The 26,236-nt window shown below is 64.6% G+C and carries 29 protein-coding genes; 17 read left to right on the forward strand and 12 right to left on the reverse strand.

The annotated features are described in order from the left end of the window. The first annotated feature begins 68 nt into the window (after positions 1 to 68). Entirely contained in the window at positions 69 to 917 is an 849-nt protein-coding gene (locus PSV26_RS22620; RefSeq protein WP_366945948.1) for a helix-turn-helix domain-containing protein, read from the forward strand. 22 nt (positions 918 to 939) lie between these two features. Continuing rightward, entirely contained in the window at positions 940 to 1,575 is a 636-nt protein-coding gene (locus PSV26_RS00650; RefSeq protein WP_300517405.1) for an FMN-binding negative transcriptional regulator, read from the forward strand. A 47-nt stretch (positions 1,576 to 1,622) separates the two neighbouring features. On the opposite strand, the gene PSV26_RS00655 is transcribed toward PSV26_RS00650, so the two are convergent. Both PSV26_RS00655 and PSV26_RS00660 read right to left on the reverse strand, forming a co-directional pair. Then, a complete protein-coding gene (locus tag PSV26_RS00655) occupies positions 1,623 to 2,042 on the reverse strand; it encodes an organic hydroperoxide resistance protein (protein WP_300566490.1) in 420 nt (139 codons plus the stop codon). A 55-nt stretch (positions 2,043 to 2,097) separates the two neighbouring features. Then, entirely contained in the window at positions 2,098 to 2,547 is a 450-nt protein-coding gene (locus PSV26_RS00660) for a MarR family transcriptional regulator (RefSeq protein ID WP_300517411.1), read from the reverse strand. Positions 2,548 to 2,660: 113 nt separating this feature from the next. On the opposite strand from PSV26_RS00660, the gene PSV26_RS00665 reads away from it, so the two are divergent. Both PSV26_RS00665 and PSV26_RS00670 read left to right on the forward strand, forming a co-directional pair. Further along, positions 2,661 to 3,587 carry an SAM-dependent methyltransferase gene (locus tag PSV26_RS00665; protein WP_300517414.1) on the forward strand — a complete coding sequence of 309 codons (927 nt, stop codon included), beginning with the start codon at positions 2,661 to 2,663 and terminating at the stop codon, positions 3,585 to 3,587. A 231-nt stretch (positions 3,588 to 3,818) separates the two neighbouring features. After that, positions 3,819 to 4,556, forward strand: coding sequence for a hemerythrin domain-containing protein (locus PSV26_RS00670; protein ID WP_300566492.1), 738 nt, complete (start codon positions 3,819 to 3,821; stop codon positions 4,554 to 4,556). 13 nt (positions 4,557 to 4,569) lie between these two features. Here PSV26_RS00670 and PSV26_RS00675 read toward each other — a convergent pair whose 3' ends face one another. The 5 genes from PSV26_RS00675 to PSV26_RS00695 form a co-directional block, all read right to left on the reverse strand. After that, the gene (locus tag PSV26_RS00675) at positions 4,570 to 5,919 is read right to left on the reverse strand and encodes a GAF domain-containing protein (RefSeq protein WP_300566985.1); all 1,350 of its coding nucleotides are present in this window, start codon (positions 5,917 to 5,919) and stop codon (positions 4,570 to 4,572) included. Further along, complete coding sequence (locus PSV26_RS00680) at positions 5,919 to 6,431, reverse strand: hypothetical protein (protein WP_300566495.1); 513 nt, start codon at positions 6,429 to 6,431, stop codon at positions 5,919 to 5,921. The genes PSV26_RS00675 and PSV26_RS00680 overlap by 1 nt, the downstream gene beginning before the upstream one ends. A gap of 43 nt (positions 6,432 to 6,474) precedes the next feature. Further along, positions 6,475 to 7,224, reverse strand: a complete 750-nt coding sequence (locus tag PSV26_RS00685) for an ABC transporter permease (RefSeq protein ID WP_300566988.1) — start codon at positions 7,222 to 7,224, stop codon at positions 6,475 to 6,477. 203 nt (positions 7,225 to 7,427) lie between these two features. Beyond that, positions 7,428 to 8,381, reverse strand: a complete 954-nt coding sequence (locus tag PSV26_RS00690; protein WP_300566498.1) for an ATP-binding cassette domain-containing protein — start codon at positions 8,379 to 8,381, stop codon at positions 7,428 to 7,430. 65 nt (positions 8,382 to 8,446) lie between these two features. Then, positions 8,447 to 9,274, reverse strand: a complete 828-nt coding sequence (locus PSV26_RS00695) for a siderophore-interacting protein (protein WP_300517427.1) — start codon at positions 9,272 to 9,274, stop codon at positions 8,447 to 8,449. Positions 9,275 to 9,485: 211 nt separating this feature from the next. Between PSV26_RS00695 and purT the strand changes: the two genes are divergently transcribed. Together purT and PSV26_RS00705 are read left to right on the forward strand one after the other, a co-directional pair. Beyond that, entirely contained in the window at positions 9,486 to 10,712 is a 1,227-nt protein-coding gene (purT, locus tag PSV26_RS00700) for a formate-dependent phosphoribosylglycinamide formyltransferase (RefSeq protein ID WP_300517429.1), read from the forward strand. Between the two features lie 35 nt (positions 10,713 to 10,747). After that, positions 10,748 to 11,821, forward strand: coding sequence for a mechanosensitive ion channel domain-containing protein (locus tag PSV26_RS00705; RefSeq protein ID WP_300566991.1), 1,074 nt, complete (start codon positions 10,748 to 10,750; stop codon positions 11,819 to 11,821). 53 nt (positions 11,822 to 11,874) lie between these two features. Here the strand turns inward: PSV26_RS00705 and PSV26_RS00710 are convergent, their stop codons facing one another. Beyond that, complete coding sequence (locus tag PSV26_RS00710) at positions 11,875 to 13,374, reverse strand: AMP nucleosidase (protein ID WP_300566501.1); 1,500 nt, start codon at positions 13,372 to 13,374, stop codon at positions 11,875 to 11,877. A 105-nt stretch (positions 13,375 to 13,479) separates the two neighbouring features. Here PSV26_RS00710 and phnC point away from each other — a divergent pair, with 105 nt between their 5' ends. From phnC to PSV26_RS00730, 4 genes are read left to right on the forward strand one after another with little or no spacing between them, the layout of a single operon-like run. Further along, positions 13,480 to 14,343: a phosphonate ABC transporter ATP-binding protein gene (gene phnC / locus PSV26_RS00715; RefSeq protein WP_300517438.1), complete on the forward strand. Its 864-nt coding sequence runs from the start codon at positions 13,480 to 13,482 to the stop codon at positions 14,341 to 14,343. A gap of 37 nt (positions 14,344 to 14,380) precedes the next feature. After that, positions 14,381 to 15,346: a phosphonate ABC transporter substrate-binding protein gene (phnD, locus tag PSV26_RS00720; protein ID WP_300517440.1), complete on the forward strand. Its 966-nt coding sequence runs from the start codon at positions 14,381 to 14,383 to the stop codon at positions 15,344 to 15,346. Positions 15,347 to 15,354: 8 nt separating this feature from the next. Beyond that, the gene (phnE, locus tag PSV26_RS00725) at positions 15,355 to 16,164 is read left to right on the forward strand and encodes a phosphonate ABC transporter, permease protein PhnE (protein WP_300517442.1); all 810 of its coding nucleotides are present in this window, start codon (positions 15,355 to 15,357) and stop codon (positions 16,162 to 16,164) included. A gap of 50 nt (positions 16,165 to 16,214) precedes the next feature. After that, the gene (locus PSV26_RS00730) at positions 16,215 to 16,781 is read left to right on the forward strand and encodes a phosphonate degradation HD-domain oxygenase (RefSeq protein WP_300517444.1); all 567 of its coding nucleotides are present in this window, start codon (positions 16,215 to 16,217) and stop codon (positions 16,779 to 16,781) included. Here the strand turns inward: PSV26_RS00730 and phnN are convergent. Genes phnN through phnF form a run of 3 tightly spaced genes read right to left on the reverse strand, consistent with a single transcriptional unit; the run spans position 16,724 to position 18,758 of the window. After that, positions 16,724 to 17,299, reverse strand: a complete 576-nt coding sequence (gene phnN, locus PSV26_RS00735; protein WP_300517447.1) for a phosphonate metabolism protein/1,5-bisphosphokinase (PRPP-forming) PhnN — start codon at positions 17,297 to 17,299, stop codon at positions 16,724 to 16,726. The two genes, PSV26_RS00730 and phnN, sit on opposite strands and share 58 nt — an antisense overlap. Continuing rightward, positions 17,296 to 17,991, reverse strand: a complete 696-nt coding sequence (locus PSV26_RS00740) for a DUF1045 domain-containing protein (RefSeq protein WP_300566504.1) — start codon at positions 17,989 to 17,991, stop codon at positions 17,296 to 17,298. Before PSV26_RS00740 ends, phnN begins: the two co-directional genes overlap by 4 nt. Beyond that, positions 17,988 to 18,758, reverse strand: coding sequence for a phosphonate metabolism transcriptional regulator PhnF (gene phnF, locus PSV26_RS00745; RefSeq protein WP_300566507.1), 771 nt, complete (start codon positions 18,756 to 18,758; stop codon positions 17,988 to 17,990). The genes PSV26_RS00740 and phnF overlap by 4 nt, the downstream gene beginning before the upstream one ends. 99 nt (positions 18,759 to 18,857) lie before the next feature. Between phnF and phnG the strand changes: the two genes are divergently transcribed. The 7 genes from phnG to PSV26_RS00780 all read left to right on the forward strand — a co-directional run bounded on the left by phnG (position 18,858) and on the right by PSV26_RS00780 (position 24,757). Next, the gene (gene phnG / locus PSV26_RS00750) at positions 18,858 to 19,322 is read left to right on the forward strand and encodes a phosphonate C-P lyase system protein PhnG (RefSeq protein ID WP_300517456.1); all 465 of its coding nucleotides are present in this window, start codon (positions 18,858 to 18,860) and stop codon (positions 19,320 to 19,322) included. After that, on the forward strand, positions 19,319 to 19,921 hold the full coding sequence (gene phnH, locus PSV26_RS00755; protein WP_300566509.1) for a phosphonate C-P lyase system protein PhnH: 603 nt from the start codon (positions 19,319 to 19,321) through the stop codon (positions 19,919 to 19,921). Before phnG ends, phnH begins: the two co-directional genes overlap by 4 nt. 79 nt (positions 19,922 to 20,000) lie before the next feature. Then, the gene (locus PSV26_RS00760; RefSeq protein ID WP_300566511.1) at positions 20,001 to 21,161 is read left to right on the forward strand and encodes a carbon-phosphorus lyase complex subunit PhnI; all 1,161 of its coding nucleotides are present in this window, start codon (positions 20,001 to 20,003) and stop codon (positions 21,159 to 21,161) included. Continuing rightward, entirely contained in the window at positions 21,158 to 22,063 is a 906-nt protein-coding gene (locus PSV26_RS00765) for an alpha-D-ribose 1-methylphosphonate 5-phosphate C-P-lyase PhnJ (protein ID WP_300517463.1), read from the forward strand. Before PSV26_RS00760 ends, PSV26_RS00765 begins: the two co-directional genes overlap by 4 nt. Further along, a complete protein-coding gene (phnK, locus tag PSV26_RS00770) occupies positions 22,060 to 22,884 on the forward strand; it encodes a phosphonate C-P lyase system protein PhnK (protein WP_300517465.1) in 825 nt (274 codons plus the stop codon). The genes PSV26_RS00765 and phnK overlap by 4 nt, the downstream gene beginning before the upstream one ends. A 20-nt stretch (positions 22,885 to 22,904) precedes the next feature. Next, positions 22,905 to 23,603, forward strand: coding sequence for a phosphonate C-P lyase system protein PhnL (gene phnL / locus PSV26_RS00775; protein WP_300517468.1), 699 nt, complete (start codon positions 22,905 to 22,907; stop codon positions 23,601 to 23,603). A gap of 14 nt (positions 23,604 to 23,617) precedes the next feature. Beyond that, positions 23,618 to 24,757: an alpha-D-ribose 1-methylphosphonate 5-triphosphate diphosphatase gene (locus tag PSV26_RS00780; protein WP_300517471.1), complete on the forward strand. Its 1,140-nt coding sequence runs from the start codon at positions 23,618 to 23,620 to the stop codon at positions 24,755 to 24,757. 42 nt (positions 24,758 to 24,799) lie between these two features. Here the strand turns inward: PSV26_RS00780 and gorA are convergent, their stop codons facing one another. After that, positions 24,800 to 26,182, reverse strand: a complete 1,383-nt coding sequence (gene gorA / locus PSV26_RS00785; RefSeq protein WP_300517474.1) for a glutathione-disulfide reductase — start codon at positions 26,180 to 26,182, stop codon at positions 24,800 to 24,802. Positions 26,183 to 26,236 lie beyond the last annotated feature (54 nt).

Here is a 26,236-nt window from a genome sequence, read left to right on the forward strand (position 1 = left end):
GAAAAAGCCCGCCGGTTCAAGACCGGCGGGCCGCTTTGGCGACACCGCCATCCGTTTAGGATGTCGAGATGCCCAGCTTGCCATCCAATGCGTCCTATGAAGAGCTTTCGCTTGGTGCTCTTGATCCTGGTCGGGTAGAAGCATTCTGGCGCTATCGGGCTCACGTGCGAACAAGCCAAGTCCTGCTCCCCGATGGCCGCATGGATCTTGTCGCGCATTGCAGCTTGCGCCCGGACGGATCCATTGCTGCGTCGTGGCTGGCCTTGTGTGGGCCTGCCGACGTGCCCGGGACAGTGGACGCTCGTCCGGACACGGTCAGTCTGGGGGTGCGCTTCCGAGTCGGCTGGGGTGGTGCCTGTCTGGGGCTGAGCCCGTCTGTCATGCGCAATGTCGTCGTTGTCGGCGGGCATGCTGCGCAGCTTATAGGTGAACCGGCACAGCAGCTGCTTCGCGCGAAGTCTCTTGAGGAAATGCGTAGCGCCATCGAGAGCGTCGTTTTGGCAAAGACGTCGCAGGCGGTTTTCAGCGCTGGGCAGAACCGCGCATTAAAAGCAATCGAGCTGATTCGCGCGGGCAGCTCAGAAACCCTGGACGATCTGCTGGCCTCCAACAGCAGGGCGCGGCGGACTTTGCGCCGTGATGTGGTGGCTGCTGCGGGCCTGCCTCTGCGCACCTTGGGGGCCATCTTCCGTTTTCAGCGTGCGATGGCCATGTTGAAGTCGCAGCGACATACCTCGCTGACCGATCTGGCTGACGCGGTTGGCTACACGGATCAGTCACATATGACGCGTGAGTTTCGACGCTTCAGTGGCTCCACGCCCGCGCGGCCGACGGCTGCACCAATCGTCGAGCGTGAGTTTTCGATGGCACATGGCCGAAACGTTCAAGACAGGAACACATGGGCGCTGGACAATTGACTTTTTTTGAATCGGCCAGCGCATGCACATCCAGCCCATTTTTTCGATAGACAAGTGTGGCGAACTGCACGAACTCATTCGTGCTTACCCGCTCGCCACGATCTTCACAGCCACCGGAGAAGATGCGAATCTGCTGCCGCTAGCTCTGCTTGAGGATGGCGCAAATGGACGCCTGTCAGGTCACGTGGCAAAAGACCACTCGCTGCTGCGCACAAGCCCGGACGGAAGTGGCGTGACGCTTGTTTTCCAAAGTCCGAATGCTTACATTTCCCCGCGCTGGTACATCAACGGTCAGCGCAGTGGCCGCTTGGCGCCCAGTTGGAACTACGTCGCGGTGCAAGTTCGTGGAAACATACGGTTTGTGTGGGATGGCCCATGGATGATTTCTCATCTCGCAAGATTGACCGCCTCTCAGGAGGCTGGGCGTGAGAACGCGTGGTCGATCGACGAGATGTCGTCAGAGTTTCTTCAACATGCCTCAGAACGCCTTGTGGGGTTTGAGATCGATATCGTGGAGATGACCGGGAAGCGCTTTCTCTCGCAGCAACGCACCGAGGCTGATCGACGCAACCTCATTCGGACCCTTGCGCTGGAAGAATCCCAATCGGCCAAGGCGGTAGCGGCCCTGATCCAGGCTTGGTCGGGGCCATCCCAATGAAAATGCACCCCCGAGGGGCGCATTTGGGCGAGCATGGTGAGATCTGATTACTTCAGCGTGATGGTCACGTCGATGTTGCCGCGGGTGGCGTTCGAGTAAGGGCACACCTGGTGGGCGGCGTCGACCAGCGCTTGGGCAGCGGCCCGGTCCATGCCCGGCAGGCTGATGTCCAGACGGACGGCGATGCCGTAACCGGCGGGGATCTTGCCCAGGTCCACGCTGGCGTCAATGCTGAGGTCGTCCGGCAGGGTGACCTTTTTCATGCCGGCCACGGCCTTCATCGCGCCGATGAAGCAGGCGGAGTAACCGGCCGCAAACAGCTGCTCGGGGTTGGTGCCGGTGCCGGCGGTGCCAGGCGAGCTCAGCGTGACGTCCAGGCGGCCGTCGTCGGTTTTGGACTTGCCGTCACGGCCGCCGGTGGTGTGGGCGTGAGCGGTGTAAAGGACTTTTTCGAGTTGGGTTGTCATGGTGATTTCCTTGAAAAGATGCTTCAGGGGTGAAGCGGGTTGAAAAATGAAGGGTTTATGCCACCAGTCGCTGGCGCAGGGCCTGCACCTGCTGGGTCAGTGCCACCAGTTCGGGAATCGAGCACTGGGTGGCGCTCAGGATGCAGCCCGGAATGCCGGCAGCCCGGCTCTTGAGCTTGCGGCCCGCAGCGGTCAGGGTGATGTGCACGCGGCGCTCGTCTTGCACATCGCGCAGGCGAGACACGAGTCCGGACGCTTCCAGTCGCTTGAGCAGGGGGGTCAGCGTGCCTGAATCCAGGAACAGGCGCTCGCCCAGCTCGCGCACCGTGAGGCCGTCCTTTTCCCAGAGCACCAGCATGGCCAGGTACTGCGGGTAGGTCAGCCCCAGTTCGTCGAGCAGCGGCTTGTACAGCTTGGTCATGGCCAGCGAGGTTGAATACAGCGCAAAACAGAGCTGGTTGTCCAGCCGCAGCATGGCGTCGGCAGAGATGGTTTTGCTTGTCATATCTATATTATAGCGAGCAATTAAATTGCGTGCAATCTAAAATGAAGAGCGGGTGCCGCAGGGGTTTTGCTGCGGTTCCGCCAGCGCAGCGTGCCGGCTACTAAACTGGGGCCATGCAACATTCCCGTTCCGCCGGCTCCGCCGGTTCCGGCAAGCCCGCCCGCGTGGCACCCCCCGCCAAAACCGCACAGGTGATCGAAGAGCTCCGGCCCGGCCAGTCCATCGAGCTGCTCAAGGAGCTGCACATCCTCACGCGCGAGGGCAAGCTCAACCAGGACACGCGGCGCAAGCTCAAGCAGGTCTACCACCTGTACCAGTTCATCGCGCCGCTGCTGGAAGAGGTCTCGCCCGGGGGACGGCCTTTCACCCTGGCCGACCACGGGGCCGGCAAGTCCTACCTCGGCTTCATCCTTTACGATCTGTTTTTCAATGTGGCGCACCCGGGTGAGAAAACCGGCGGGCATATTTACGGCATCGAAACCCGCGCCGAGCTGGTCGACAAATCGCGTGCGCTGGCGCAGCGCCTGGGTTTTGAGCGCATGACCTTTCTCAATCTGTCGGTGCAGCAGGCCACCACCTCGGACAAGTTGCCGGCCCAGGTGGACATCGTCACCGCCCTGCATGCCTGCGACACCGCAACCGACGACGCCATTGCCTTCGGCCTGCACAAGCAGGCGCGCCACATGGTGCTGGTGCCCTGCTGCCAGGCCGAGGTGGCCAGCGTGCTGCGCAAGAACAAGGCGCTGAGTCTGTCAAAAAACCCGCTGGCCGAACTCTGGCGCCACCCGCTGCACACGCGTGAATTCGGCAGCCAGATCACCAATGTGCTGCGCTGCCTGCAGCTCGAAGCCCATGGCTACGACGTCACGGTGACCGAGCTCGTGGGCTGGGAGCATTCGATGAAAAACGAGCTCATCGTTGCCAGCCGGCCGCAGACGGCCCATCCCGCCAAGACCCGCCAGGCGCAGGCGCGGCTGCAGAAGGTGTTGGCAGAACTGAACCTTGGCGAGCTGACGGCGCGTTTCTCTTCGCCCGCTTGAAGCGACAGGCCGGACTGGGGCGCAGCGCTCAGTCGCGGGCAGATGCGGGTGACTTCCTGAGCCCTGGTCCGGCGCGGTAAATAGTGTTTATTTAAGGTTGTCGTAGGCATTATTTAGCGATGACCCGAGACCTTCCTTCCTAGACTTTCTGTCTGGCTTTTCTGATGGCTGACGCGCGGTGCGTCAGGCCGCTCAAGCTGTAAGCAGGCTTTGCCTGGGAAAGAAGACACCATGAATATCAACCCTCACGAGATGACACAGCTCGCCGCTGCACAACCGGTTTCCCGCCTGGATATGTATGCCGGCATCCACAAGGCGCTGCGTGCGCTGATGGCAGATACGCTGCTGGCCGTCGGCCGAATGGACACCGGCGACGATCTGGAACTGGCCACAACCACGCAGCGTGTGTGCGAACTGCTTGATCTTTGCGCCTCGCATCTGGCGCATGAAAACCGCTTCGTCCATACGGCCCTGGAAGCGCGGGCCCCCGGTTCCAGCGACGTGATGGCCCACGAGCACGAGGAGCACGCGCAGCACATTGCCAGCCTGGGTGGACTCGCTGGCACATTGCTGAAGTCGCCGCTGCCGGAGCGCGCAGGCCTGGCAATGGAGCTGTATCGGCAACTGGCGCTTTTCATCGCCGGCAATTTCCAGCACATGCATGTGGAGGAAACGGCGCATAACGCGGTGCTGTGGTCGCGTTATACCGATGCAGAACTGGCGGACATTCACGGCGCACTGGTCGCTTCGATTCCACCGCAAGAGCTGATGTACACCTTGCGCTGGATGGTTCCCTTCATGAATCCGGCTGAGCGTCAGGCCATGATGGGCGAAATGCAGGCCCACGCCCCGGCCCCGGCCTTTGCTGCGGCCATGGACACGGTGCGCCCCCATCTGAGCGACGCGGAGTGGGCCAAGCTCACGCGCGGCCTGGGGCTGGCGGCTGCGCCTGGCCTGGTCGAGGCTTGACCCGGCGACAAACTCAGTTCTGCACTTCCAGCAGGATAAGCGGCCGCATCACCTGCAACCGGAACCGGCCGCGCCCGGTCTTTTCGATGCGAATGTGCGGGCCGTGGTCAACGAGCCTGCGCTGCAACAGCAGCAGCCGGGCTTCCAGGTTGTCGGTCACGTCGGGCAGCCGAATGGCAGGATCCAGCCGCAACTCCCGGTTTGAAAACTCGGTGCGTCCATGCACGGTGTGGTCGCTGGCCAGCTTCCAGAAAATGGCGCCGGCGACGCCTTTGATCAGATAACTCTCGTTGACGAACACGCTGTTGTTGGTCTTGAACCGCTTCAGCTTCAGGGCCTTGCCGGTGGCGGGCTGAACGGGCGGCGCAGCAGGCAGGGGGAAGGGCGCGTCCAGCGTGTCAGGCCGGGCCTGCATCAGATCGATGGCGGCGCCCAGATGCCCTGCAAGGGTGACCAGTGCATCCTCGTCCTCGAAGCCGAAACGCAGGTCCTCCGGGCTCTCCGCGAACAGCACGCCCAGCAGCCTGCCGGCCGATTCAATGGGCACCGCCAGCTGGCTGTGTGGCTCGGTCAGCCCGGGGTAGGGAATGTCGGTGTCCAGCAGCAGGCTGGGCGCATGATCGCGCAGGCTGCTGCGAATGGCGTGGCTGTAGAGGTAGGCACTGGTCATGTGCATGATTCGGACCGGCGTGCGTTCGCGCGCTGCCACACCAATCACGCCATGGCCCATTTCGATTTCAGAGCCCACGCCCGAAACGGCATAACCGCAGCTGGCAACGGTGTAAAGCCGCTGGGTGCCGGGGTCCAGCAGCAGAACCATGGCATGGCGGATGTCCAGAAAGTCGGCCAGGGTGGCGAGGGCTGTATTGAGCAATTCATCAAGCCCGGTGCAGCGCGCCAATTGCTCGCTGCCACGGCGCAGCGCGGTGAGCACGTGAGAACGCGATGGCAAGGCCGCCAGCGGCTCACCGGCAACAGGCTCGATCTCCTGCACTTCATAAATGTCCGAGCCGCGCAACTTGAAGACAGCCGCCATGCCACTGTGCGAGGCGATGCCGGCGAGCTGCGCTTTCATGCCTTCAAACACCGGGCCCTGCGTCTCCGTGCGCAGGTAGCGGATGTGCAGGCGAAAGAAAGCCGCGGTGACGGGGTGCAACACCAGCACGTTGGCATACGGGTTGGCCAGAATGTTTTGCCGGGTCTTGTTGAAAAACTGGAAAGACAGGGCGACCTGCCGCTCGTCTGCGTAAAACACCTGCGAGATGTACGCGACGTTGGGCGTGCCATCGGGCGCGCAGGTTGCCATGACCGCCGGGATCGCGCCTTCCAGGCAAGGACGTATATCGGCGAGGGTGGGGCGGATCACGTTGCGTCCGTCCGTGTAAAGCGCAGAGGCGCCCCTGCCCTGGGGCCTGGCGTCTGGTCAAAAGCCTGCTGAGGCTCGAAACTGATGGCCACCACGTCCTCCAGCCGGTTGGCCAGCATGGCCTGCGTGAATGCAGGGCCGTACCCGACCCGTCCGATTTCCTGCTCCATTGACGCCAGGTAGCGCGCCAACACGGCTTCATCGGAGGGCTCTGCACAGCGGATGCGGGCCCCACTGGCCTTGAGCTGTACCGTGCGGTGTGTTGCCGGCTCCGAAAAAACGACGGCGATGCGGCCGGTGCTTGCAACATCCTGGATCAGCTGGCGGGACTGGGGTCGCGCCACGTAGACCGTCACCGTCTGGCAACCGGCCGTGAGTGCGCTACCTACAGCCCGCACGATGCTCGGCCTAAGATCGAGGCTGCACGAACTCACGTTGACCGACACGCCCTTGTCCATCATGGCGATCAGCTCGGGCGACAGCAGCGAGGCGGGCGTGGGGTCGTTCATTCCGCCAAAGTATAAAAGCGTTGGACCGGGCGCGCAGCTGTTTTCAGCTCTTGAAGCGGTTGCGCGTCAGGGCCAGCGCCACCCAGAAACCCGCCACGGTGTAAGCCACCAGCACCAACCCGTGGCGCCAGGGCGAAGCCGGCCACTGGTCCATGAACATGGGGCGGATGATCTCCACCGCATTGGTCAGCGGCAGCCAGTCGGAGATGGCGCGCACCAGCGGCGGCAACTGCTCGCGCGGGAAAAAGATGCCGCTCAGGAACATCATGGGCGTCAGCACCAGCGTGAAGTAGTAGGTGAAGAAGTCGTAACCCTTGGCCAGCGCATTGAAGATCAGCGCAATGCATGAAAACATGATGCCGACCAGCAGCAGGATCGGCCAGGCCAGCAGCAGCTTGGGGCTGTGGCTGATGCCCAGGGCCAGCATCACGCCGAGGATCGCTGTCACGGTGAACAGCGCCTTGAAGGCGGCCCACAACATTTCGGCCAGCAGCACGCTGTCCAGGCTGATCGGGGCATTCATGATGCCGTCCCAGGTTTTCTGCACATGCATGCGCGAAAACGCCGAGTACAGCGCCTCGAAGCTGGCGGCGTTCATCGCGCTCATGCAGATCGAGCCGCTGGCCAGGAACAGGATGTAGGGGACTTTGGCCGCGCCGTCGCCGCCCACGCTGACTTCGCCGACCAGTGCGCCCATGCCGTAACCAAAAGCCACCAGCCACATCAGCGGCTCGGCTATGTTGCCGACCAGGCTGGGAATGGCCAACTTGCGCCAGACCAGCAGGTTGCGCATGAAGACGGGCCACCAGCGCGCCGACAGGTCAGGTGCTCTCCAGAGTGATACGGCCCCCACGTTCGTCACTTCGTGTACTTCACTGCCCCCCGAGGGGGCGCTGCGCCTGCGGCCCGGCAAAGCCGGTTCCGCGGCCCCGGCTGCGGGGGAGGGAGCCGCCGGCGGCCCCGCGCTGCGTTCGCTGCCTTCGTTGGACTTGTCCATCACGCATCCTCCCGTATCTGGCGGCCAGTCAGTTTGAGGAACAGGTCTTCCAGGTTGGCGGGTCGGTGCAGGGTGCGTAAACTGCCGTAGGCCGCCAGACGGTCCAGCAGCGGGCGCGCATCCTGCGTATAGAAAAACACGGTTTCGCCGCTGACTTCCACCCGTGCGGCCAGCGCGCGTAGCCCGGCATGTCCAGGCGACTCGGCCAGCTCCAGCGCGCCGACCCCATACACCTCGACCACGTCGGGTTCCAGATGCTGTGCGATCAGCTCGCGCGGCTTGCCTTCGGCGATCTTTTTTCCGTGGTCCAGCACCAGCAGGCGCGAGCACAGGCGCTCGGCCTCGTCCATGAAGTGGGTGGTCAGCAGGATCGACTTGCCTTGCTGCAGCAACAGTTGCAGCCGCTCCCACATCAGGTGGCGCGCCTGCGGGTCCAGCCCGGTGGTGGGTTCGTCGAGTAGCAGCAGGCTCGGGTCGTTGACGAGGGCCCGCGCCAGGCTCAAGCGCCGCTTCATGCCGCCCGACAGTTCGCCGGGTTTGCTGGTTGCCTTGTGTGACAGCGAGGCAAATTCCAGCAGCGCCGGCACACGGGCGCGCACCTGCGCCGCTTTCATGCCGAAATAGCGGCCATAGACCTGCAGGTTTTCGGCGCAGCTGAAGTCCGGGTCGAGCGTGTCGAACTGGCTGACCACGCCCAGCCTGGCCTTGATGGCCAGCGCGTCGCCGGGCATGCGCAAACCGCGGTCCTGGGCGCCCGCAAAATAGGTGATGTCACCGCTGTCCGGCGCTGTCAGGCCCAGACACATGCGGAGGGTGGTGGTTTTTCCGGCGCCGTTGGGCCCGATCACGCCCAGACATTCACCGGGCGCAATCTCGAAGGACAGGTCATTGACCACCACGGCGCTGCCATAGTGTTTGGTCAGGCCCCGGATCTGGAGCAGGGGAGAATTCATGCGGCTATTGTTGCCTATCGACGGCGGGCTTCTGCCGCTACGCGCCAGCCTGGGGGGGGCTGGACTCAGGCGTCGTCGCCGTAGTCGTGGTCGGGGTGGTTGACCACGTCCAGTTTCCAGTAACCCCGGCCCACGATCTGGCTGCGGTCCACGCCCAGCTGCGTGATCAGCAGCTGGCGAATGCGACGCATCGCAGCGGCCTCGCATGCCAGGTAAACACGGGTGCCGGGGCCTATCGGCGCCAGCGCACGCAGCGCCTGCTCCAGGGCCCGGCCAGCCGCGCGGTGGTCGGTGCCACGCGCCAGCCATGCCACGTCCAGCTGCGCGGCGCTGAGCAGCGGCCGCTGCTCGGCATCACTGATGACTTCCAGCAGCACTTGTGCGCGGGCGCTGGCGGGAAGGGCGGCCAGAATCGTCTCGACCGCCGGTAGCGCGCTGTCATCGGCGATCAGCAGGTGCTGCGTGGCGGCGCTGTCCACGGCATAACCGGGGCCGGGCCCCATCAGGAACAACACCTGGCCGAGAGTGGCCTGCGCCGCCCAGGTCGACGCCGGGCCTTCGCCGTGCAGCACAAAATCGACATCAACTTCCAGCGCCTCCGGCCGCACCGCCAGCGGTGTGTAGGTGCGCATGGACACGGCGCGCGGGCCGTCCGGCAGGGGTCGGGTCGGCTCGGTTTGCCCCGGCTCCGGGAAGATGAGCTTGATATAGCTGGCGGGTCCGGCCGGGGCGAAGCCCTCGAGCTCTGCGCCATTGAGCGTGATGCGGCGCATGGCCGGGCTCAGGACGGTGATGCGGCTGACCTCCACGCGGCGCGGCGGACGGCGTTTGCGAACAGGTGCAGGGCTGGACGCTTCCTGTGCGCGTGTGAGAGGCGAAATGGGGTTGGTCAAGAAAGGCTTTCTGAAGAAAGGGGGCGTCAATGAGAACGATTTTCATCCAGAACCCGCTCGTCCGTATTTCGTAGGGCCATCTGCCGAGGCGGGCCGTGCGCCGTGGCAGTGCGTTTTTCCGGGTGAAGTAAAGTGTTGGTTACGGCGCTTCGCTCCCCGGCTCGTCTGTAGGGCGACCTGGCCTCCTACCCCTCTACCTTCTGCACATCCCATGACCACCTTCGGTACCCCCCTGTCCCCCCACGCAACCAAAGTCATGCTGTTAGGCTCTGGCGAGCTTGGCAAGGAGGTGCTGATCGCGCTGCAGCGCCTGGGCGTGGAGACCATCGCCACCGACCGGTATGACAACGCCCCGGGCCAGCAGGTCGCGCACCATGCTCGCACCATCACCATGAGCGACCCGGCCCAGCTCAAGGCACTGATAGAAAAGGAAAGGCCGCACCTGGTGGTTCCTGAAATCGAGGCGATTGCCACCCCCATGCTGGAAGAACTCGAAGCCGCCGGCGTGGTGCGTGTGGTGCCGACCGCGCGCGCCGCCCGGCTGACCATGGACCGCGAGGGCATTCGTCGGCTCGCCGCTGAAACCCTGGGCCTGCCGACCAGCCCGTACGTGTTTTGCGATTCACTGGCCGAGTTGCAGGCGGCCATCGACTCCAAAATCGGTTACCCCTGCGTTGTCAAGCCGGTGATGAGTTCCTCCGGCAAGGGCCAGAGCAAAATTGCCGGCCCGGACGACGTCAACAAGGCCTGGGACCACGCCATGGCCGGCGGCCGCGTCAGCCATGGCCGGGTGATTGTCGAAGGCTTTATCGACTTCGACTACGAAATCACCCAGCTCACGGTGCGTGCGATGGGCGCGAATGGAAACATCGAAACCCATTTCTGCGAGCCCATCGGCCATGTGCAGGTCAGCGGCGACTATGTGGAAAGCTGGCAGCCGCAGCCCATGGCCTCCCTGGCCCTGCAGAAAAGCCGCGACATCTGCAAGGCGGTGACCGACAACCTGGGGCTGGGCCATGACGGCAAGCCGGGCGGTCTGGGCCTGTTTGGCGTCGAGCTGTTTGTCAAGGGCGACGAGGTCTGGTTCAGCGAGGTCAGCCCGCGGCCGCACGACACCGGCATGGTGACGATGTGCACGCAGTGGCAAAACGAGTTCGAACTGCACGCCCGCGCCATCCTTGGCCTGCCGGTCAACACGGCGCTCAAAACCCCGGGTGCCAGTGCCGTGATCTACGGCGGTGTGGATGCGCAGGGCATCGTGTTTGACGGTGTGGCCGAGGCACTGGGTATACCCAACACCGACATCCGGCTGTTCGGCAAGCCGGAGAGTTTTGTCAAGCGCCGCATGGGCGTCGCTCTGGCCTTTGATGAGGATGTGGACACAGCGCGGGCTCATGCCAGGCTGGCCGCTTCGCGGGTCAAACCCCGCATGGCTTGACGGGATCTTTCATGAAATACCCGGAGCTGACGGAAATGCTGGCCTGGGCGGACGATTCGTCGCTGCGGCTTCTTCTGGTGGCCGGCATTGCGGTGGTGCTGGCCCTGCTGGTGCACCGTGTGGGCCTGGCCGTGCTGCTGCGATTGACACGTTCCATGCCGGTCGCTGCGGAGGTGGTCCGTCACTGCAGGGCGCCGGCTCAACTGCTGCTGCCGCTGGTTGCCCTGCAGGCTGTCTGGCAGGGCGCGCCCGAGGACCTTGCGCTGATGGGCGGCGTGCGCCACGCCAATGCCCTGCTGCTGCTCACTGCCTTGACCTGGCTGGGCCTGCGTGCCGTTCGCGGTGTGGCGCACGGTGTCACCAGCCTGCACCCGGTCGATGTCGAAGACAACCTGCACGCGCGCCGCATTCACACCCAGACCCGCATGCTGGCCCGAACCGCGATGTTCATCATCCTGCTGGCCGGGCTGGCCCTGATGCTGATGACCTTTCCGGGGGCACGGCAGTTCGGTACCAGTCTGCTGGCGTCGGCGGGCGTGGTGGGCCTGGTGGTCGGGATTGCCGCGCGGCCGATCTTCAGCAACCTGATGGCCGGGCTGCAGATCGCGCTGGCGCAGCCTATCCGGCTTGACGACGTCCTGATCGTGGAGGGCGAGTGGGGCCGCGTCGAGGAAATCACCGGGACCTATGTGGTGCTCAAGATCTGGGACGAGCGCCGGCTCATCGTTCCCCTGCAGTGGTTCATCGAGCACCCTTTCCAGAACTGGACCCGCCAGAGTGCCGACATCATCGGCACGGTTTTCCTGTGGGTGGACTACCGCATGCCGATGCAGCCCCTGCGCGCCGAAGCGCAGCGTCTGTGCGAAGCGTCACCCGACTGGGACCGGCGCCTGTGCAAGCTGCAGGTGACCGAAGCGGGGGAGGGGGCCATGCAACTGCGCCTGCTGGTGACCTCGGCCAGTTCCGGCCGCAACTGGGACCTGCGCTGCCATGTTCGCGAAGGGCTGGTCGATTTCATGCAGCGTGAGTATCCGCAACACCTGCCGCTGATGCGTGCCGAACTGGGAAGCGCGGAAAAAACAAAGCCATTTGAGCCTTCGTCCCTTTAACGGCGTGCGTAAACAGCTATCAGGTTGATAGCATCTGGCGGATGACCGGTGATCTACTGAAACGCTACCTCTGAAAAGCTGCGCAGCTTGCGGCTGTGCAACTGGCTGCTGCCCTGCTCGCGCAGCAGCTCGATGGCGCGCATGCCGATGCGCAGGTGCTGGTCGACCCGCTCGCGGTAGAAATGATTGGCCATGCCTGGCAGCTTGATCTCGCCATGCAGCGGCTTGTCGCTGACACACAGCAAGGTGCCGTAGGGCACGCGGAAGCGAAAGCCGTTGGCGGCGATGGTGGCGCTTTCCATGTCCAGCGCGACCGCGCGGCTCTGGCTGAAGCGGCGTTGCGGCTGGTTGCCGGGCAGCAGTTCCCAGTTGCGGTTGTCGGTGGACGCCACCGTGCCGGTGCGCATGATGCGCTTGAGGTCCGGCCCTTCCAGCCGGGTCACGTCCTTGACCGCCCGCTCCAGCGCCACCTGGATTTCGGCCAGCGCCGGGATCGGTACCCACAGCGGCAGCTCTTCGTCCAGCACATGGTCCTCGCGCACATAGCCGTGCGCCAGCACGTAGTCGCCGAGCTGCTGGCTGTTGCGCAGGCCGGCGCAGTGGCCCAGCATGATCCAGGCATGCGGGCGCAGCACCGCAATATGGTCCGTGATGTTCTTGGCATTGGCCGGGCCGACGCCGATGTTGACCATGGTGATGCCGCTGCGGTCGGCGCGCATCAGGTGGTAGGCCGGCATCTGCGGCAGGCGCGGCGGCGCCATGCCCAGCTCGTCGCCGGCAAAGGGCGGCAGTCCGGTGCGCCGGGTCACGACGTTGCCCGGCTCGACGAAGGCGATGTACTCACTGTCGGGTTTTGCCATCTCCGCGTGGCCCAGGCGCACGAACTCGTCGATGTAGAACTGGTAGTTGGTGTAGAGCACGAAGTTCTGGAACCAGTCGGGCGAAGTCCCGGTGTAGTGGCGCAGCCGCTGCAGCGAGTAGTCGACACGCGCCGCGGTGAACAATGCCAGCGGCTGCGGCTCGCCCGGCCGGGGTTCGTAGGTGCCGTTGGCGATGCCGTCGTCCATGGCAGCGAGGTCCGGCAGGTCGAACACGTCGCGCATCAGCATGCGCCGGTCGGCGCTCAGGTTGCCTTCGATGTGGTCGTGTTCGGCAAACGAGAAGTGCACCGGAATGGGCTGGGTGCTGGTGCCCACCTCGATTTCCACCGAATGGTTCTGCATCAGCAGGCGGAACTGTTCCAGGAAGTAGCTGCCATAGAGGTCGGGGCGAGTCAGCGTGGTTTCAAAACGACCTGGTCCGGCGACAAACCCATAACTGAGCTGGGAGATATCGGGGGTCTCCAGAATCGCGCGGGCCACGGTTTCGGTGTGCACCCGAACAAAGGGGTAGCAGGCCCGCACATGGCCGGGCAGGGTTTCGCCGGCCACGTAGCGGTGCATGGCGTCCCGCAGGTGAGCGATCTGCTGGTCATAAATCAGGCGAACCTGGGCCAGTGCGGCCGCGGGGTCGGTGTAACGGGTGGGCGCAATGAAGGCGGGCAGGTAAGGCATGGGCTTATTGTGCCCCGCTCCCCGAAACGCGGTTTTTGGCGGCTGCTGACACGAAACCGACACATTGCGACCCTAGATTCAATGGCAACACCACCTGGAGAGACCATGGACGCTGCCATCCGGATCAACACCCTGAGCAAGACATTTGGCAACGGCCGCAAGGCCCTGCAACAGATCGACCTGAGCATTGCGCCCGGCGAAATGGTTGCGCTGATCGGGGCTTCCGGCTCCGGCAAGTCCACCTTGCTGCGGCACATGGCCGGGCTGATGGCCGGCGATGCATCCGGGGAAGGGTCCATCGTGATCCACGGCAGGACTGTGCAGCGCAACGGGAAAATCGCGTCGAACATCCGTTCCGTGCGTTCGGGCATTGGTTTTGTCTTCCAGCAGTTCAACCTGGTCGGCCGGTTGCCGGTGATTGTCAACGTGCTGGCCGGCACCCTGCACAAGGTGCCGATGTGGCGCAGCCTGATCCGCTGGTTCACGCCTGAAGAGAAGGCCAGGGGCATCGAAGCCCTGCGCCGCGTCGGTATTGCCGAATGTTGTGCGCAGCGTGCCTCCACGCTGTCGGGCGGCCAGCAGCAGCGTGCCGCGATTGCGCGGGCCATGGTGCAGGGCGCCAAAGTGGTGCTGGCCGACGAGCCGATTGCCTCGCTGGACCCGGAATCCTCACGCAAGGTCATGGACATCCTGGCCCGCGTGAACCGCGAAGACCAGTGCACCGTGGTGGTGTCGTTGCACCAGGTCAATGTGGCCATGAAATACTGCGCCCGCACCATCGCCCTGCACCAGGGCAAGGTGGTGTACGACGGCCCTTCGGTCGGACTGACGCCCGCTGTGCTGCGCGACCTCTACGGCGCCGAAGCCGACGACATCCTGTCCCTGGGCGATGCCATTTCCAGCCTCGAAGACAAGGTCAAACCCGTTCCCCACCTCGCCTGGCCAACACCTATGGCGCAGGCTGCCTGAAGTCATCCTCTTCACCCACCCTCTCAAGGAAATCACCATGATCAAAAAACTGTTGACCGGACTGGCCGCCACGGCGCTGGTCGCCCTGGCGCCTGTCCATGCGCAGGACCTGAAGGAAATCAATTTCGGCATCATTTCGACCGAGTCGTCGCAGAACCTGAAGTCGGACTGGCAGCCGCTGCTGGAAGACATGGCGAAAAAGACCGGCTATAAGGTCAACGCCTTCTTCGCGCCCGACTATGCCGGCATCATTGAAGGCATGCGCTTTGGCAAGGTCCATGTGGCCTGGTTCGGCAACAAGTCAGCCATGGAAGCGGTGGACCGCGCTGGTGGTGAGATTTTTGCCCAGATGGTCAACGCCGACGGGACCCAGGGCTATTACTCTCACCTGATCGTCCACAAGGACAGCCCGCTCAAGTCGCTGGACGATGTGCTCAAGAATGCGAAGAACCTGTCGTTCGGCAACGGTGACCCCAATTCGACCTCCGGCTTCCTGGTGCCCAGCTACTATGTTTTTGCGCAGAACAAGATCGACGCAAAGACCGCCTTCAAGGTGTCCCGCGGCGCCAACCATGAGAGCAACGCACTGGCCGTCGCCAACAAACAGGTCGATGTGGCCACCAACAACAGCGAGAACCTGGACAAGATCAAGGACCGCCTGCCTGAAAAGTTCAAGGACATCCGTGTCGTCTGGACCTCGCCGCTGATCCCGCTGGACCCCCTGGTCATGCGCAAGGACCTGCCGGAGGCCTCGAAGCAGAAGCTCAAGGACTTTTTCTACGGTTACGGCAAAGGTGGTCAGCAGGAAAAAGATGTCCTGATGAAGATCTCCAAGCTGTCGGCCTTCAAGCCCTCCACCAATGCCCAGCTGATTCCCATCCGCCAGCTGGAGCTGTTCAAGGAGCGCAACAAGTTCGAGGCCGATGCAAGCTTGCCCGCCGCCGACAAACAGGCCAAGGTCGCCGAAATCGACCGCAAGCTCGCCGAGCTGAGCCGCAACTGAGGCCGCCCGTGACTACCCATGTCCGTCTTTCCGTGCAGGCGCCTCCTGCGCCGCTGCAGGTGCCGCGCGCCAGCTTGCTGGGCCTGATGGCCTGGGGCGTCCTGCTCGCACTGCTGGCCTTGTCGTGGAAGGGCGCGGACATGCGACCCCTGGACCTGCTGCGCGATTCCGGCAACATGGCCGAGTACGCGGCCAGTTTCTTTCCGCCCAACTTCAAGCAGTGGTCCTACTACCTGGAGGAGATGGTGGTGACGGTGCAAATCGCACTGTGGGGTACGGCCCTGGCCGTGGTCTGCGCGGTGCCGCTGGCCCTGTTGTCTTCGGCCAACATTGCTCCGCTCTGGGTGCGCCAGCCGATCCGGCGTCTGATGGACGCGGCGCGTGCCATCAACGAGATGGTGTTTGCCATGTTGTTCATCGTGGCCGTGGGTCTGGGTCCGTTTGCCGGCGTGCTGGCACTGTGGATTCACACCACCGGCATTCTGGCCAAGCTGTTTTCCGAAGCGGTGGAGTCGATTGACCCGCAACCCGTGGAAGGCATACGCGCCACGGGCGCCCATGCGCTGGAGGAGATCTTCTTCGGTGTGATTCCGCAGGTGCTGCCGCTCTGGATTTCCTATACGCTGTACCGCTTCGAGTCCAACGTGCGTTCCGCTTCGGTGGTGGGCATGGTGGGCGCCGGCGGCATTGGTGTCGTGTTGTGGGAGATCATCCGCGGCTTTCAGTATGCCGAGACCTGCGCCGTGATGATCATCATCGTGGTCACCGTCAGTGTGATCGACCTGATCTCGGCGCGTATTCGTAAAGCGCTGGTTTAGTTAACTGTGCGCACTTCCGTCAATGAAGTGAACAGACCCTGGGACCCGCCATGGCATTGAAAGTTGAAGAGATCACCGCGCTGTTTCAGACGCGGGGCGCCGCGCAGTACGGCGGCGAGGCGATCAGCCAGTTGCAGCATGGGCTGCAATGTGCCCATCTGGCCGAACGGTCGGGCGCATCCCCCGAACTGGTGGCGGCCGCGCTGCTGCACGACCTCGGTCATTTGCTTGTCCAGCGGGAACCGGCGAAGCAGACAGGCGTTGATGACCTGCATCAGTTCATGGCGCTGCCGTTTTTGCGTGGTGTCTTTACGGACGCGGTGCTCGAACCCATTCGCATGCATGTGGACGCCAAGCGGTATCTTTGTCAGGCGGACAGCGCTTACCACGCCAGCCTGTCACCGGCGTCGCAGCGCAGCCTCGCGCTGCAGGGCGGCCCGTTTTCCCGGGAGGAAGCAGCCATCTTCATGGCACAGGCCTTTGCCGCCGATGCGGTCGCGCTGCGGCGCTGGGATGACCACGCCAAGGACCCTGCGGCGACACCGCCCGGCTGGGATCACTACGTTGGTGTTCTGGAACAGGCTTCATCTGCCGGTATGGCTGAGGCGGTCAGGTAGTCCGCCAGGCGTCGACCGGCCATCTGCAACTCGCCATCGTTGACGATCACGCAGTCGGCTGGCATGGCGGAAAAAGCAGCGTTGCGCGCCAGTCGCTCGGCAATGGCCGCGTCGCTGTCGCGCGCCCGCTGCGCCAGGCGCGTGGCCAGGCGGTCCGGGTCGGTGCTGATCCGGACCACCCGCAGATCAGGTGAACGCGGCAAGCTGTTGACATGTGCACGCGAGCCGTTGACCACCACGAGGCGTCCGGCCCTGACTGCATCGGCGTAAGGGCTGGCAATGCCATAGCAGAATCCGTGGGCCTGCCAGTGCCAGCAAAGACCGCCCGACTGCAGAAGTTGCGCAAACCCCGGCGCCGTGACCGGGTCGTGGTCGGAGCCCGGCTGCACGGGGCGCGTCACCATGCGGCGTGCAAACACGATGTCGGGCAACCCGCTCAGTGACTGACGGGCAAAGTCCATCACGCTGTCCTTGCCGGAGCCCGAAGGCCCGCAGACAAACACCCAGAGGCCGCTCATGACCCCAGCCTGACATCCATGACACGCTGAAACGGCGCGCCCGGGCGTCGTTCGACAAACAGGCAGAGCCGGTCCAGCACCAGGGGGGCCTGGGTGTTGAGGCGGTCCACGTCTGCGGCGACCGCCTGGCAGACCTGCCGGGCAAGGGGCGCATCGACGGGCCCGGTCAATGTCAGATGCAGGCGAAATCTGTCCATCACGTAGGGGTAGCCATACAGGTCCAGCAGCTCGGTCTCGCGGGCATCCAGCGGGGCGGCGCGCCGGCGGGCCAGCTCTGCCGCTTCGGGCGGGGCGCGCAAGTCGTCGAGTCCGGTCACGCAGGCCGCGGCCAGCGCTTGTAGGCCCGCGGGTTCCGTTGTCGGAACGAGGGCCACGAAGTTGCCCAGTACTGCGACATGCAGCGAGCCCAGCGCCACAGGGGCCAGTGTCTGTGCCAGCCTGCCGAGGCGCGCCACCAGATCGGATTCGTCGTGTGCGGCTGACAGCCGGAAAGGCGCTTTCAGGGTGGCGTGAAACCCGTAACGCCGCGGCTCTGCGGTGATGCCGGCAAACTCTGCGGGTGACAGTCCTTCCGGCAAGGGCTGGGCCAGCGCCGTGTTGTCGTGTTCGTTGCGGCCCAGCCAGTGCGCGCCAAACACCCACCATGGCGAGTGCCGGTCCGGGGCGAAATAAATGGCGTAACGCGCGCTCATGCGAACGCTCCCGTTTCATTTCCTGCATTGATCACCAGCTGGACCCGGTCGCCGGAGAACACGGTTTCCCCGTACTTGATCGGTACGCCGGCCATGTCGACGTCCAGGCATTCGACACACAGCACCGGCCGCGTCAGCGCTTGTTTCAGCAGCCGTGCGGTTTCAGCAGACGGCATCTGGGTGGTGACGCGGCTTTCGGCGCGTACGTAGTCTTCGACACCGAAGTGCCGCAGGATGTCGGTGGTGCAGGTGCCGCGCCCCAGCATGTCGAGCAGCCCCGCGAATCGCCCGGCGGGATAGTAGGCTGTGGCCAGCGCGATCGGCTGCTCATTGGCCTCGTCGAGCATCTCCACCATCAGCACCTTGCCGCCCTTGTCCAGCCGGAGTTCCTTCGCTGCACGTTCGGGTGCGGGCATTTCCCGGGCGGTAAGCAGCTGTTTGCTCGGTAACAGCCCCTGGCGCTGAAGGTTTTCACTGAAGCGTGTACGGCGCGACAACACGTAGTCGAGCAGCTCGTGCTGGACAAAGGTGCCGCGGCCCGGTTCGATCCGCACCAGACCATCGACCTGCAGCGCCGCGACTGCCTGACGCAGCGTGTGGCGGTTCACGCCGAAACGTGTGGAGAGTTCGTTTTCACTGGGCAGACGCCCGGTCGCCGTGAATGCGCGGTCACGGATTTCGGTGCCCAGTGTGTCGGCAATCTGCTTCCACACAGCCACACCGCTGCGCCGGCCGGGCGCGCTGGAAAGAGGGCGTTCGCTTGTCATCATTTGGTCATGTTGTCCGGTTGAACTAGGGTCCTGCTGCAGCCCTTGTGGTTGTTTTTACTGACATACCCAACTCTAGTGACTGATTTAGACATCTGTATGACAAACGAGTCGATCAACCCGAACCGCGAACCCCGCAGGCGCTGGCTGGCCGTGCTGGCACGCGCCACCCGGCCTGAACTTGAAAAGGCAGGGGTTCTCCTCGGCGCCCTGCCGCCGCTGGAGCATGTTCGCCCTGCCGAATCCGGCATGGTCATGTTGCGCGGCCGGGTCGGGGGCACCGGCGATGCCTTCAACCTCGGGGAGGCCAGTGTGACGCGTTGTGCCCTGCGCGTTGGCCCCGGAGCACTGGGCGTGGGTTACGCCCTGGGGCGCGACCGCCGCAAGGCTGAACTGATTGCCGTGCTGGACGCACTGCTGCAAGACCCCATGCGTCACCCGGCCCTGATGCGCGAGGTGGTTGAGCCGCTGGCCAGGCAACAGGCCGCGCAGCAGGATGCGACGAGCCGCGCCGCGGCGGCATCAAAAGTTGAATTTTTCACCTTTGTTCGGGGCCAGGCATGAAGCAAAACCATCTGATGAGTGCCGGTTTCGCTGATCCGGTGCATGACGCACAAACCGCCTTTCGCCGCGTGCTCGATGCGCTGTCACGGCCGGGCCGGCGCTTCGTTCTTGGCGCCCCGGTTCCGGGTCTGGCCCTGGGCCCGTCCATGGGGCATCTGCTGCTTGCGTTGACCGATGACGACACCCCGGTATGGTGGCAACGCGATGAGGGCGCCGCCCCGGATTGGCTGCGGTTTCACACCGGGGCGGGTCGGGCGGCCGCACCGCAGGAGGCCGCCTTTGCCGTGCTTGTGGATGCAGGGGTCATGCCGCCGCTGGACAGCTTCGCGCCAGGCTCGGCGCAGGCGCCTGAACGCTCGGCCACCTTGCTGGTCGAAGTACCTTCGCTGGACGACGGCCCGGCCGTCGAGTGGCGCGGTCCGGGCATCCAGGACATGCAGACGGTGCGTATCGCCGGACTGCCCGAGCACTTCTGGACGCAGTGGCAAGCCAACCATGCCGCGTTTCCGCAAGGGGTGGACATCGTTTTCACCTGTGCCGACCTGGCACTGGGGCTGCCGCGCACGACCCGCGTACGCCGTCTGGAAGGAGTCACATGAATCCCCACGCTCACATTTTTTCGCTGCCCCACGAGGGGGCGCAGGCCGCCCTTGAGGCAGCTCGGCAGGAGGCCCGCCCATGTATGTAGCCGTCAAGGGCGGTACCGCCGCCATCGAGAACTCCTGGCAGCTGCTGGCCGCGCAGCGCCGCGGTGATCTCTCGTTACCGGAACTGTCGGTGGCGCAGATCCGCACGCAGCTGTCGCTGGCAGTGGATCGCGTCATGTCCGAAGGCTCCCTGTACGACCCCGAACTGGCCGCCCTGGCGATCAAGCAGGCCAGTGGCGACCTGATCGAGGCGATTTTTCTCCTGCGTGCCTACCGCACCACACTGCCGCGTTTCGGCTACAGCTTGCCGCTGGACACGGCACAGATGAAGCTGACGCGTCGCGTGTCGGCCACGTTCAAGGATGTGCCCGGGGGCCAGGTGCTGGGCGCCACCTACGACTACACCCAGCGCCTGCTTGACTTCGCCTTGCTGGCCGAAGGTGACAGCGCGCAGGGCACGGCCGCGCCGCATGCCGTGCCGCAGCCCTTGCCGGCCAGCATGCCGCGTGTCAATGAGCTGATGGCGCGTGAAGGCCTGATGGAGACGCCGCGACCCGTCGCAGACAGCGAACCGGGTGACCTGACGCGTGAGCCCCTGATGTTTCCGGCCGACCGGCCGCTGCGTCTGCAGGCCCTGGCGCGCGGCGACGAAGGCTGGCTGCTGGGCCTGGGGTATTCCACCCAGCGCGGGTATGCCAACGCCCATCCCTTTGCCGGTGAGATCCGGCGCGGTACGGTGTCGGTGGAAATTCTGGCCGACGAGCTGGGCTTCGCGATAGATATTGGTGAGGTGGAAGTCACCGAGTGCCAGATGATCAACCAGTTTGCCGGCAACCGCGAGGTGCCGCCGCAGTTCACCCAGGGTTATGGGCTGGCTTTTGGCGGGGCTGAGCGCAAAAGCATGGCCATGGCGCTGGTCGATCGCGCACTGCGTGCCCGCGAACTGGGCGAGCTCGCCTTGGCGCCGGCGCAGGACGAAGAGTTCGTGTTGTCCCATGCCGACAGCCTGGAGGCCTCCGGCTTTGTGCAGCATCTGAAGCTCCCGCATTACGTGGACTTCCAGTCCGAGCTGGAACTGGTGCGCCGGCTGCGGGCTGTCCACGCGCAGCAGGGGCAGGATGAAAAAAACGCGGACCCGGGCCATCGAGCCCCGGCCCCTCCCTCCGAACCGGCGATACAGAAAGCAGCATGATGGACGAGCATTACAACTTCGGATTTCTTGACGAGCGCACCAAAAAAATGATCCGTCGCGCCATGCTCAAGGCGGTGGCCATTCCGGGCTACCAGGTGCCTTTCGGCTCGCGTGAAATGCCGTTCGCCTACGGTTGGGGCACAGGCGGCGTTCAGGTCACGGCCAGCATCATTGGCCGCGACGATGTGCTCAAGGTGATTGACCAGGGGGCGGACGACACCACCAATGCGGTCAACATCCGCCGCTTTTTTGCGCGCACCACCGGCGTGCCGACCACGGAGAAAACCGCCGAGGCCACCATCATCCAGACGCGGCACCGCATTCCGGAAGCCGCCCTGACCGAAGCGCAGACCATTGTTTACCAGGTGCCCATGCCGGAACCGTTGTTCCGGCTGGAGCCGCGCCGCCTCGAAACCATCACCATGCACTCGCTGGGCGAATACGGGCTGATGAACGTCAAGCTTTACGAAGACATCGCCCAGCTCGGCGCGATCTCCAAGACCTACGATTACCCGGTGCTGGTCAACGAGCGCTACCTGACCTCGCCTTCGCCGATACCGAAGTTCGACAACCCCAAGATGCACATGAACCCGGCGCTGCAGCTGTTCGGCGCAGGGCGGGAAAAACGCATTTACGCCATCCCTCCCTACACCGCGGTGCGCAGCCTCGATTTTGAAGACCACCCGTTTGAGGTGCAGCGCTGGGAGCACGCCTGCGCCCTGTGTGGCGCGGCGGAGAGTTTTCTCGACGAAATGATTGTGGATGACGAAGGAAGCCGCCTGTTTGTCTGTTCGGACAGTGACTTCTGCAGCGGACGCCGCGAGGCCGGGCATGTGGGCACGCAGCAGGCCGTACAGATGCCGGACGCGCTGGCGCGCACGGCAGTGGGAGGGGCGCAATGAGCGACGATCTCCTTCTGTCCGTGCGCGGCGCCGGCAAGCAGTTCATGCAGGGTCAGCGCCTGCGCTGGGCTTGCCGCAGTGTGAGTTTTGACCTCTACCCCGGCGAGGTGCTGGCCGTCGTCGGAGAGTCCGGATCCGGCAAGTCCACGCTGCTGCGTTTGCTGGCGTCCCGCCTGGCTTGTGACGAAGGTTCGGTCCATTACGACCTGCGGGAGGAGGCTGGCAGCGGCGTCGCCGCAGCACGCGGTGCGTCCGGGCTCGTGGATCTGGCCGGGCTGTCCGAGGCGCGGCTGCGCTGGCTGGCCCGCACCGACTGGGGTTTTGTAGAGCAGCATGCGCGCGACGGCCTGCGCATGAATGTTTCGGGCGGCGCCAACATCGGCGAACGCATGATGGCCCTGGGGGCACGCCATTACGGCAAGCTGCGCGGCCAGGCCCTCAGCTGGATGGAGCGGGTCGAACTCGACGTGGACCGCATCGACGACCTCCCGGGCACCTACTCGGGCGGCATGCAGCAGCGCCTGCAGATTGCACGCAACCTGGTGACCCATCCGCGGCTGGTCTTCATGGACGAGCCGACCACCGGGCTGGATGTCTCGGTGCAGGCGCGGCTGCTCGATCTGCTGCGCGAACTGGTGGACCAGCTCCATCTGGCGGCCGTGATTGTCACGCATGACCTCGCGGTGGCGCGCCTGCTGGCGCACCGCATGCTGGTCATGAAAGACGGCTGCGTGGTCGAGCAGGGCCTGACCGACCGCGTGCTCGACGACCCCCAGCATCCCTACACCCAGCTGCTGGTGTCTTCCGTTCTCACCCCCTGATTCGCCACCCGAACATCACCATGACTTCTGTCCTAGAAACCAGCGATCTCTCCAAGACCTTCACCCTGCACGCGCGAGGCGGCCTCGCGCTGCCTGTTTTTTCCGGCATCAGCCTGAGCGTCGCCCCCGGTGAGTGCCTGGCCTTGACCGGCCATTCCGGCAGCGGAAAAAGTTCGCTGCTGCGCTGCCTGTACGGCAACTACAGTGCCAGCAGCGGGGAGGTGCGCATCCGCCACCAGGCGCAGTGGATCAGCCTGTCTGCGGCACTGCCGCGGGAGGTGCTGGATGTGCGGCGCCGCACGCTCGGTTATGTGTCGCAATTTCTGCGCGTGATTCCCCGGGTCTCGACGCTGGACATCGTGGCCGAGCCGCTGCGCCGCCTCGGCGTGGCCGCAGACGATGCGCGCGGCCAGGCCGCACAGTGGCTGACGCGCCTGAACCTGCACGAGCGTCTGTGGCACCTGCCGCCCGCGACCTTTTCCGGCGGTGAGCAGCAGCGTGTGAACATCGCGCATGGCCTGATCGCCAACCACCCCGTTCTGCTGCTCGACGAACCAACCGCCTCGTTGGACGCCGACAACCGCCGCGTCGTGGTGGAGCTGATTCATGCGGCGCGTGCGCGTGGGGCCGCTGTGGTCGGAATCTTTCACGACGACGAAGTGCGCGAAGCGGTGGCCAGCCGCTGCCTGGATGTTGAACACTATCGAAAATCAAACTGAACCGGAAGATCTCCATGAAGCAGAAAATCATCAAAAACGCAAGAATTGTCACGGCCGGCGAGGAGTTCACCGGCTGTCTGGTGGTTGAAGGTGGCCTCATCCGATCCGTCGAGCGCGGTGACACCTCGGTGACCGGGGCGGAAGACTGGGCCGGCGACTGGTTGCTGCCCGGCCTGGTCGAGTTGCACACCGACAACCTCGAAAAACACCTGGTGCCGCGGCCCGGCGTGTTGTGGAACGCCCACTCCGCCACAGTCATGCACGACGCACTGTGCGCGGCTGCCGGCATCATCACAGTGCTCGATTCGGTCGTGATCGGGGACATGGACCAGGGCGGCACACGCAGCCAGACCCAGCATGTGTCGATCGAGGCCCTGCACGAGTGCCGCGCCGAAGGCCTGCTGCGCGTCGAGCACCTGCTGCACCTGCGCTGCGAGGTCTCGGCCCCCGACATCGTGGAGGTGTTCGAGCACTATGCCGACGACTCCCTGCTCGAACTGGTCAGCGTGATGGACCACACGCCGGGCCAGCGCCAATGGCGCGATCTCAGCAAGTACCGGCGCTATGCCGAGCGTTACGGCAGCTTCAACGACGCGGAATATGAAACCCTGATCCAGGAGCGCCGGGCGCACCAGGAGCGTTTTGCCATTCCCAACCGTGCGGCCGTCATTGCCGGCAGCCGCGCCAGGGACCTGCCGGTGGCGAGCCACGATGACACGGAAGTGGCGCATGTCGAGCAGGCCAGCCAGGAAGGCATCGCCATCTCGGAATTTCCGACCACCGTGGCGGCCGCGCGCGCGGCCCGCGCGGCGGGCATGGGCATCGTCATGGGCGGCCCCAACCTGGTCAAGGGCGGCTCGCATTCGGGCAATGTGTCGGCGGCCGAACTGGCGCAGCTCGATCTGCTCGATATTTTTTCGTCGGACTACGTGCCCGCCAGCCTGCTGCAGTCAGCCTTTCTGCTGCGTGATACGGCCGGCTGGAGCCTGCCCAAGGCCGTCAACACCGTCACACGCAACCCGGCCCGCTCGATCGGCCTGACGGACCGCGGAGAACTGGCCCCCGGCCTGCGCGCGGACCTTATCCGGGTCCGCATGAGCGGTGACATGCCCATTGTGCGGGCGGCCTGGCATCAGGGCATGCGCGCGTTCTGAGCCTGCCGGCGGGAACGCGGCACCGCGTGCTGGCCGGCTTGCTCAGGGCCCGCGCGCCGGCTCTTTCACCGGCTCGCGCATCGTGACGAACTCCTCCGCCGCCGTCGGGTGGATGCCGACGGTACTGTCGAAAACGGCCTTGGTGGCTCCGGCCTTCATGGCCACGGCAAAACCCTGAACCACCTCACCCGCGTCGGCGCCCACCATGTGCAGGCCGACCACGCGGTCGGTCGCGTCGTCCACCACCAGTTTCATCAGCGTGCGCTCGGCGCTGCCGCTCAGGGTGTGTTTGAGCGCCTTGAACTCGCTGCGGTAGATGCTGACCTTGCCGAATTCCTTGCGTGCATCGGCTTCGGTATACCCCACGGTGCCAATGTTCGGGTGGGTGAACACGGCGGTCGGGATGAAGTCGTAGCTCATGCGCCGCGGCTTCTTGCCGGCGGCGGCGCCGAACAGGTGATCGACCACCACCATGGCCTCGCCCAGCGCCACCGGCGTCAGCTGGATGCGTGCGGTCACGTCGCCCAGTGCGTAAATTGACGGCACCGCCGTCTGGTAGTGGGCATTGACTTCAATCGCCCCCTGCGGGGTGAGGGGGACGCCCGCGTTTTCCAGGCCCAGGCCGGCCACATTGGGCAGGCGGCCCGTCGCGTACAGCACCGCGTCCACTGTGGTGCTGCTGCCATCCTGCAGTTGCACATGCAGACCGTCCGCCGCCCGGCTGATAGCTGCCACGTCGGCGTGCAGCCGCAAGTCCACGCCGGTCTTGACCATTTCCGCGGCCACGAAGGCACGCACTTCCGCGTCGAAGCCGCGCAGCACCTGGGCGCCGCGGTACAGCTGGGTGACTTTCGCCCCCAGGCCGTTGAAGATGGAGGCAAATTCGCAGGCGATGTAGCCGCCGCCCACCACCAGCAGGCGGGTCGGGAAAGGAGCGATATCGAAAATCTGGTCCGAGGTGATGACCAGCTCGCGGCCTTTCACCTCGGGCAGGCTGGGCCGGCCGCCGGTGGCGACCAGGATGTGTTTCGCACTGTAGCGACGGCCCTCCACTTCCACCGTGTGGGCGTCGGCCAGTGTGGCCCAGCCCTCGATGATCTGGACGCCCGAGCCCTGGAGCAGCTGAATGTAGACGCCGTTCAGGCGCGAGATTTCCAGCGCGCGGTTGGTCTTGAGCCGCTCCCAGTCGAACACCGGCGCCTCGCCGGTCCAGCCGAAGCCGCGCGACTCTTCAAAGGCGTCGGCAAAGTGCGCGGCGTAGCTGTAGAGCTTTTTTGGGATGCAGCCCACGTTGACGCAGGTGCCGCCCATGGCCGCCACCTCGGCCAGTGCGACGCGCGCACCGCGCTGTGCAGCCATGCGCGCAGCACGCACGCCGCCGCTGCCGCCGCCTATGACAAACAGGTCAAAGTCGAAATTTTTCATGGATTGCCATCATTGGAAAGGGTTGGCGCCGACCTTACCACCGGTCCGCTGCCA

This window comes from Polaromonas sp. (genome assembly GCF_029945685.1).
GTDB lineage: Bacteria > Pseudomonadota > Gammaproteobacteria > Burkholderiales > Burkholderiaceae_C > Polaromonas.

Coding starts and splice junctions, on each gene's coding strand:
- PSV26_RS22620 (WP_366945948.1), top strand. CDS start 69: ATGCCCAGCTTGCCATCCAATGCGTCCTATGAAGAGCTTTCGCTTGGT.
- PSV26_RS00650 (WP_300517405.1), top strand. CDS start 940: ATGCACATCCAGCCCATTTTTTCGATAGACAAGTGTGGCGAACTGCAC.
- PSV26_RS00655 (WP_300566490.1), bottom strand. CDS start 2,042: ATGACAACCCAACTCGAAAAAGTCCTTTACACCGCTCACGCCCACACC.
- PSV26_RS00660 (WP_300517411.1), bottom strand. CDS start 2,547: ATGACAAGCAAAACCATCTCTGCCGACGCCATGCTGCGGCTGGACAAC.
- PSV26_RS00665 (WP_300517414.1), top strand. CDS start 2,661: ATGCAACATTCCCGTTCCGCCGGCTCCGCCGGTTCCGGCAAGCCCGCC.
- PSV26_RS00670 (WP_300566492.1), top strand. CDS start 3,819: ATGAATATCAACCCTCACGAGATGACACAGCTCGCCGCTGCACAACCG.
- PSV26_RS00680 (WP_300566495.1), bottom strand. CDS start 6,431: ATGAACGACCCCACGCCCGCCTCGCTGCTGTCGCCCGAGCTGATCGCC.
- PSV26_RS00685 (WP_300566988.1), bottom strand. CDS start 7,224: ATGCGCAACCTGCTGGTCTGGCGCAAGTTGGCCATTCCCAGCCTGGTC.
- PSV26_RS00690 (WP_300566498.1), bottom strand. CDS start 8,381: ATGAATTCTCCCCTGCTCCAGATCCGGGGCCTGACCAAACACTATGGC.
- purT (WP_300517429.1), top strand. CDS start 9,486: ATGACCACCTTCGGTACCCCCCTGTCCCCCCACGCAACCAAAGTCATG.
- PSV26_RS00705 (WP_300566991.1), top strand. CDS start 10,748: ATGCTGGCCTGGGCGGACGATTCGTCGCTGCGGCTTCTTCTGGTGGCC.
- PSV26_RS00710 (WP_300566501.1), bottom strand. CDS start 13,374: ATGCCTTACCTGCCCGCCTTCATTGCGCCCACCCGTTACACCGACCCC.
- phnC (WP_300517438.1), top strand. CDS start 13,480: ATGGACGCTGCCATCCGGATCAACACCCTGAGCAAGACATTTGGCAAC.
- phnD (WP_300517440.1), top strand. CDS start 14,381: ATGATCAAAAAACTGTTGACCGGACTGGCCGCCACGGCGCTGGTCGCC.
- PSV26_RS00730 (WP_300517444.1), top strand. CDS start 16,215: ATGGCATTGAAAGTTGAAGAGATCACCGCGCTGTTTCAGACGCGGGGC.
- phnN (WP_300517447.1), bottom strand. CDS start 17,299: ATGAGCGGCCTCTGGGTGTTTGTCTGCGGGCCTTCGGGCTCCGGCAAG.
- PSV26_RS00740 (WP_300566504.1), bottom strand. CDS start 17,991: ATGAGCGCGCGTTACGCCATTTATTTCGCCCCGGACCGGCACTCGCCA.
- phnF (WP_300566507.1), bottom strand. CDS start 18,758: ATGACAAGCGAACGCCCTCTTTCCAGCGCGCCCGGCCGGCGCAGCGGT.
- phnG (WP_300517456.1), top strand. CDS start 18,858: ATGACAAACGAGTCGATCAACCCGAACCGCGAACCCCGCAGGCGCTGG.
- phnH (WP_300566509.1), top strand. CDS start 19,319: ATGAAGCAAAACCATCTGATGAGTGCCGGTTTCGCTGATCCGGTGCAT.
- PSV26_RS00760 (WP_300566511.1), top strand. CDS start 20,001: ATGTATGTAGCCGTCAAGGGCGGTACCGCCGCCATCGAGAACTCCTGG.
- PSV26_RS00765 (WP_300517463.1), top strand. CDS start 21,158: ATGATGGACGAGCATTACAACTTCGGATTTCTTGACGAGCGCACCAAA.
- phnK (WP_300517465.1), top strand. CDS start 22,060: ATGAGCGACGATCTCCTTCTGTCCGTGCGCGGCGCCGGCAAGCAGTTC.
- phnL (WP_300517468.1), top strand. CDS start 22,905: ATGACTTCTGTCCTAGAAACCAGCGATCTCTCCAAGACCTTCACCCTG.
- PSV26_RS00780 (WP_300517471.1), top strand. CDS start 23,618: ATGAAGCAGAAAATCATCAAAAACGCAAGAATTGTCACGGCCGGCGAG.
- gorA (WP_300517474.1), bottom strand. CDS start 26,182: ATGAAAAATTTCGACTTTGACCTGTTTGTCATAGGCGGCGGCAGCGGC.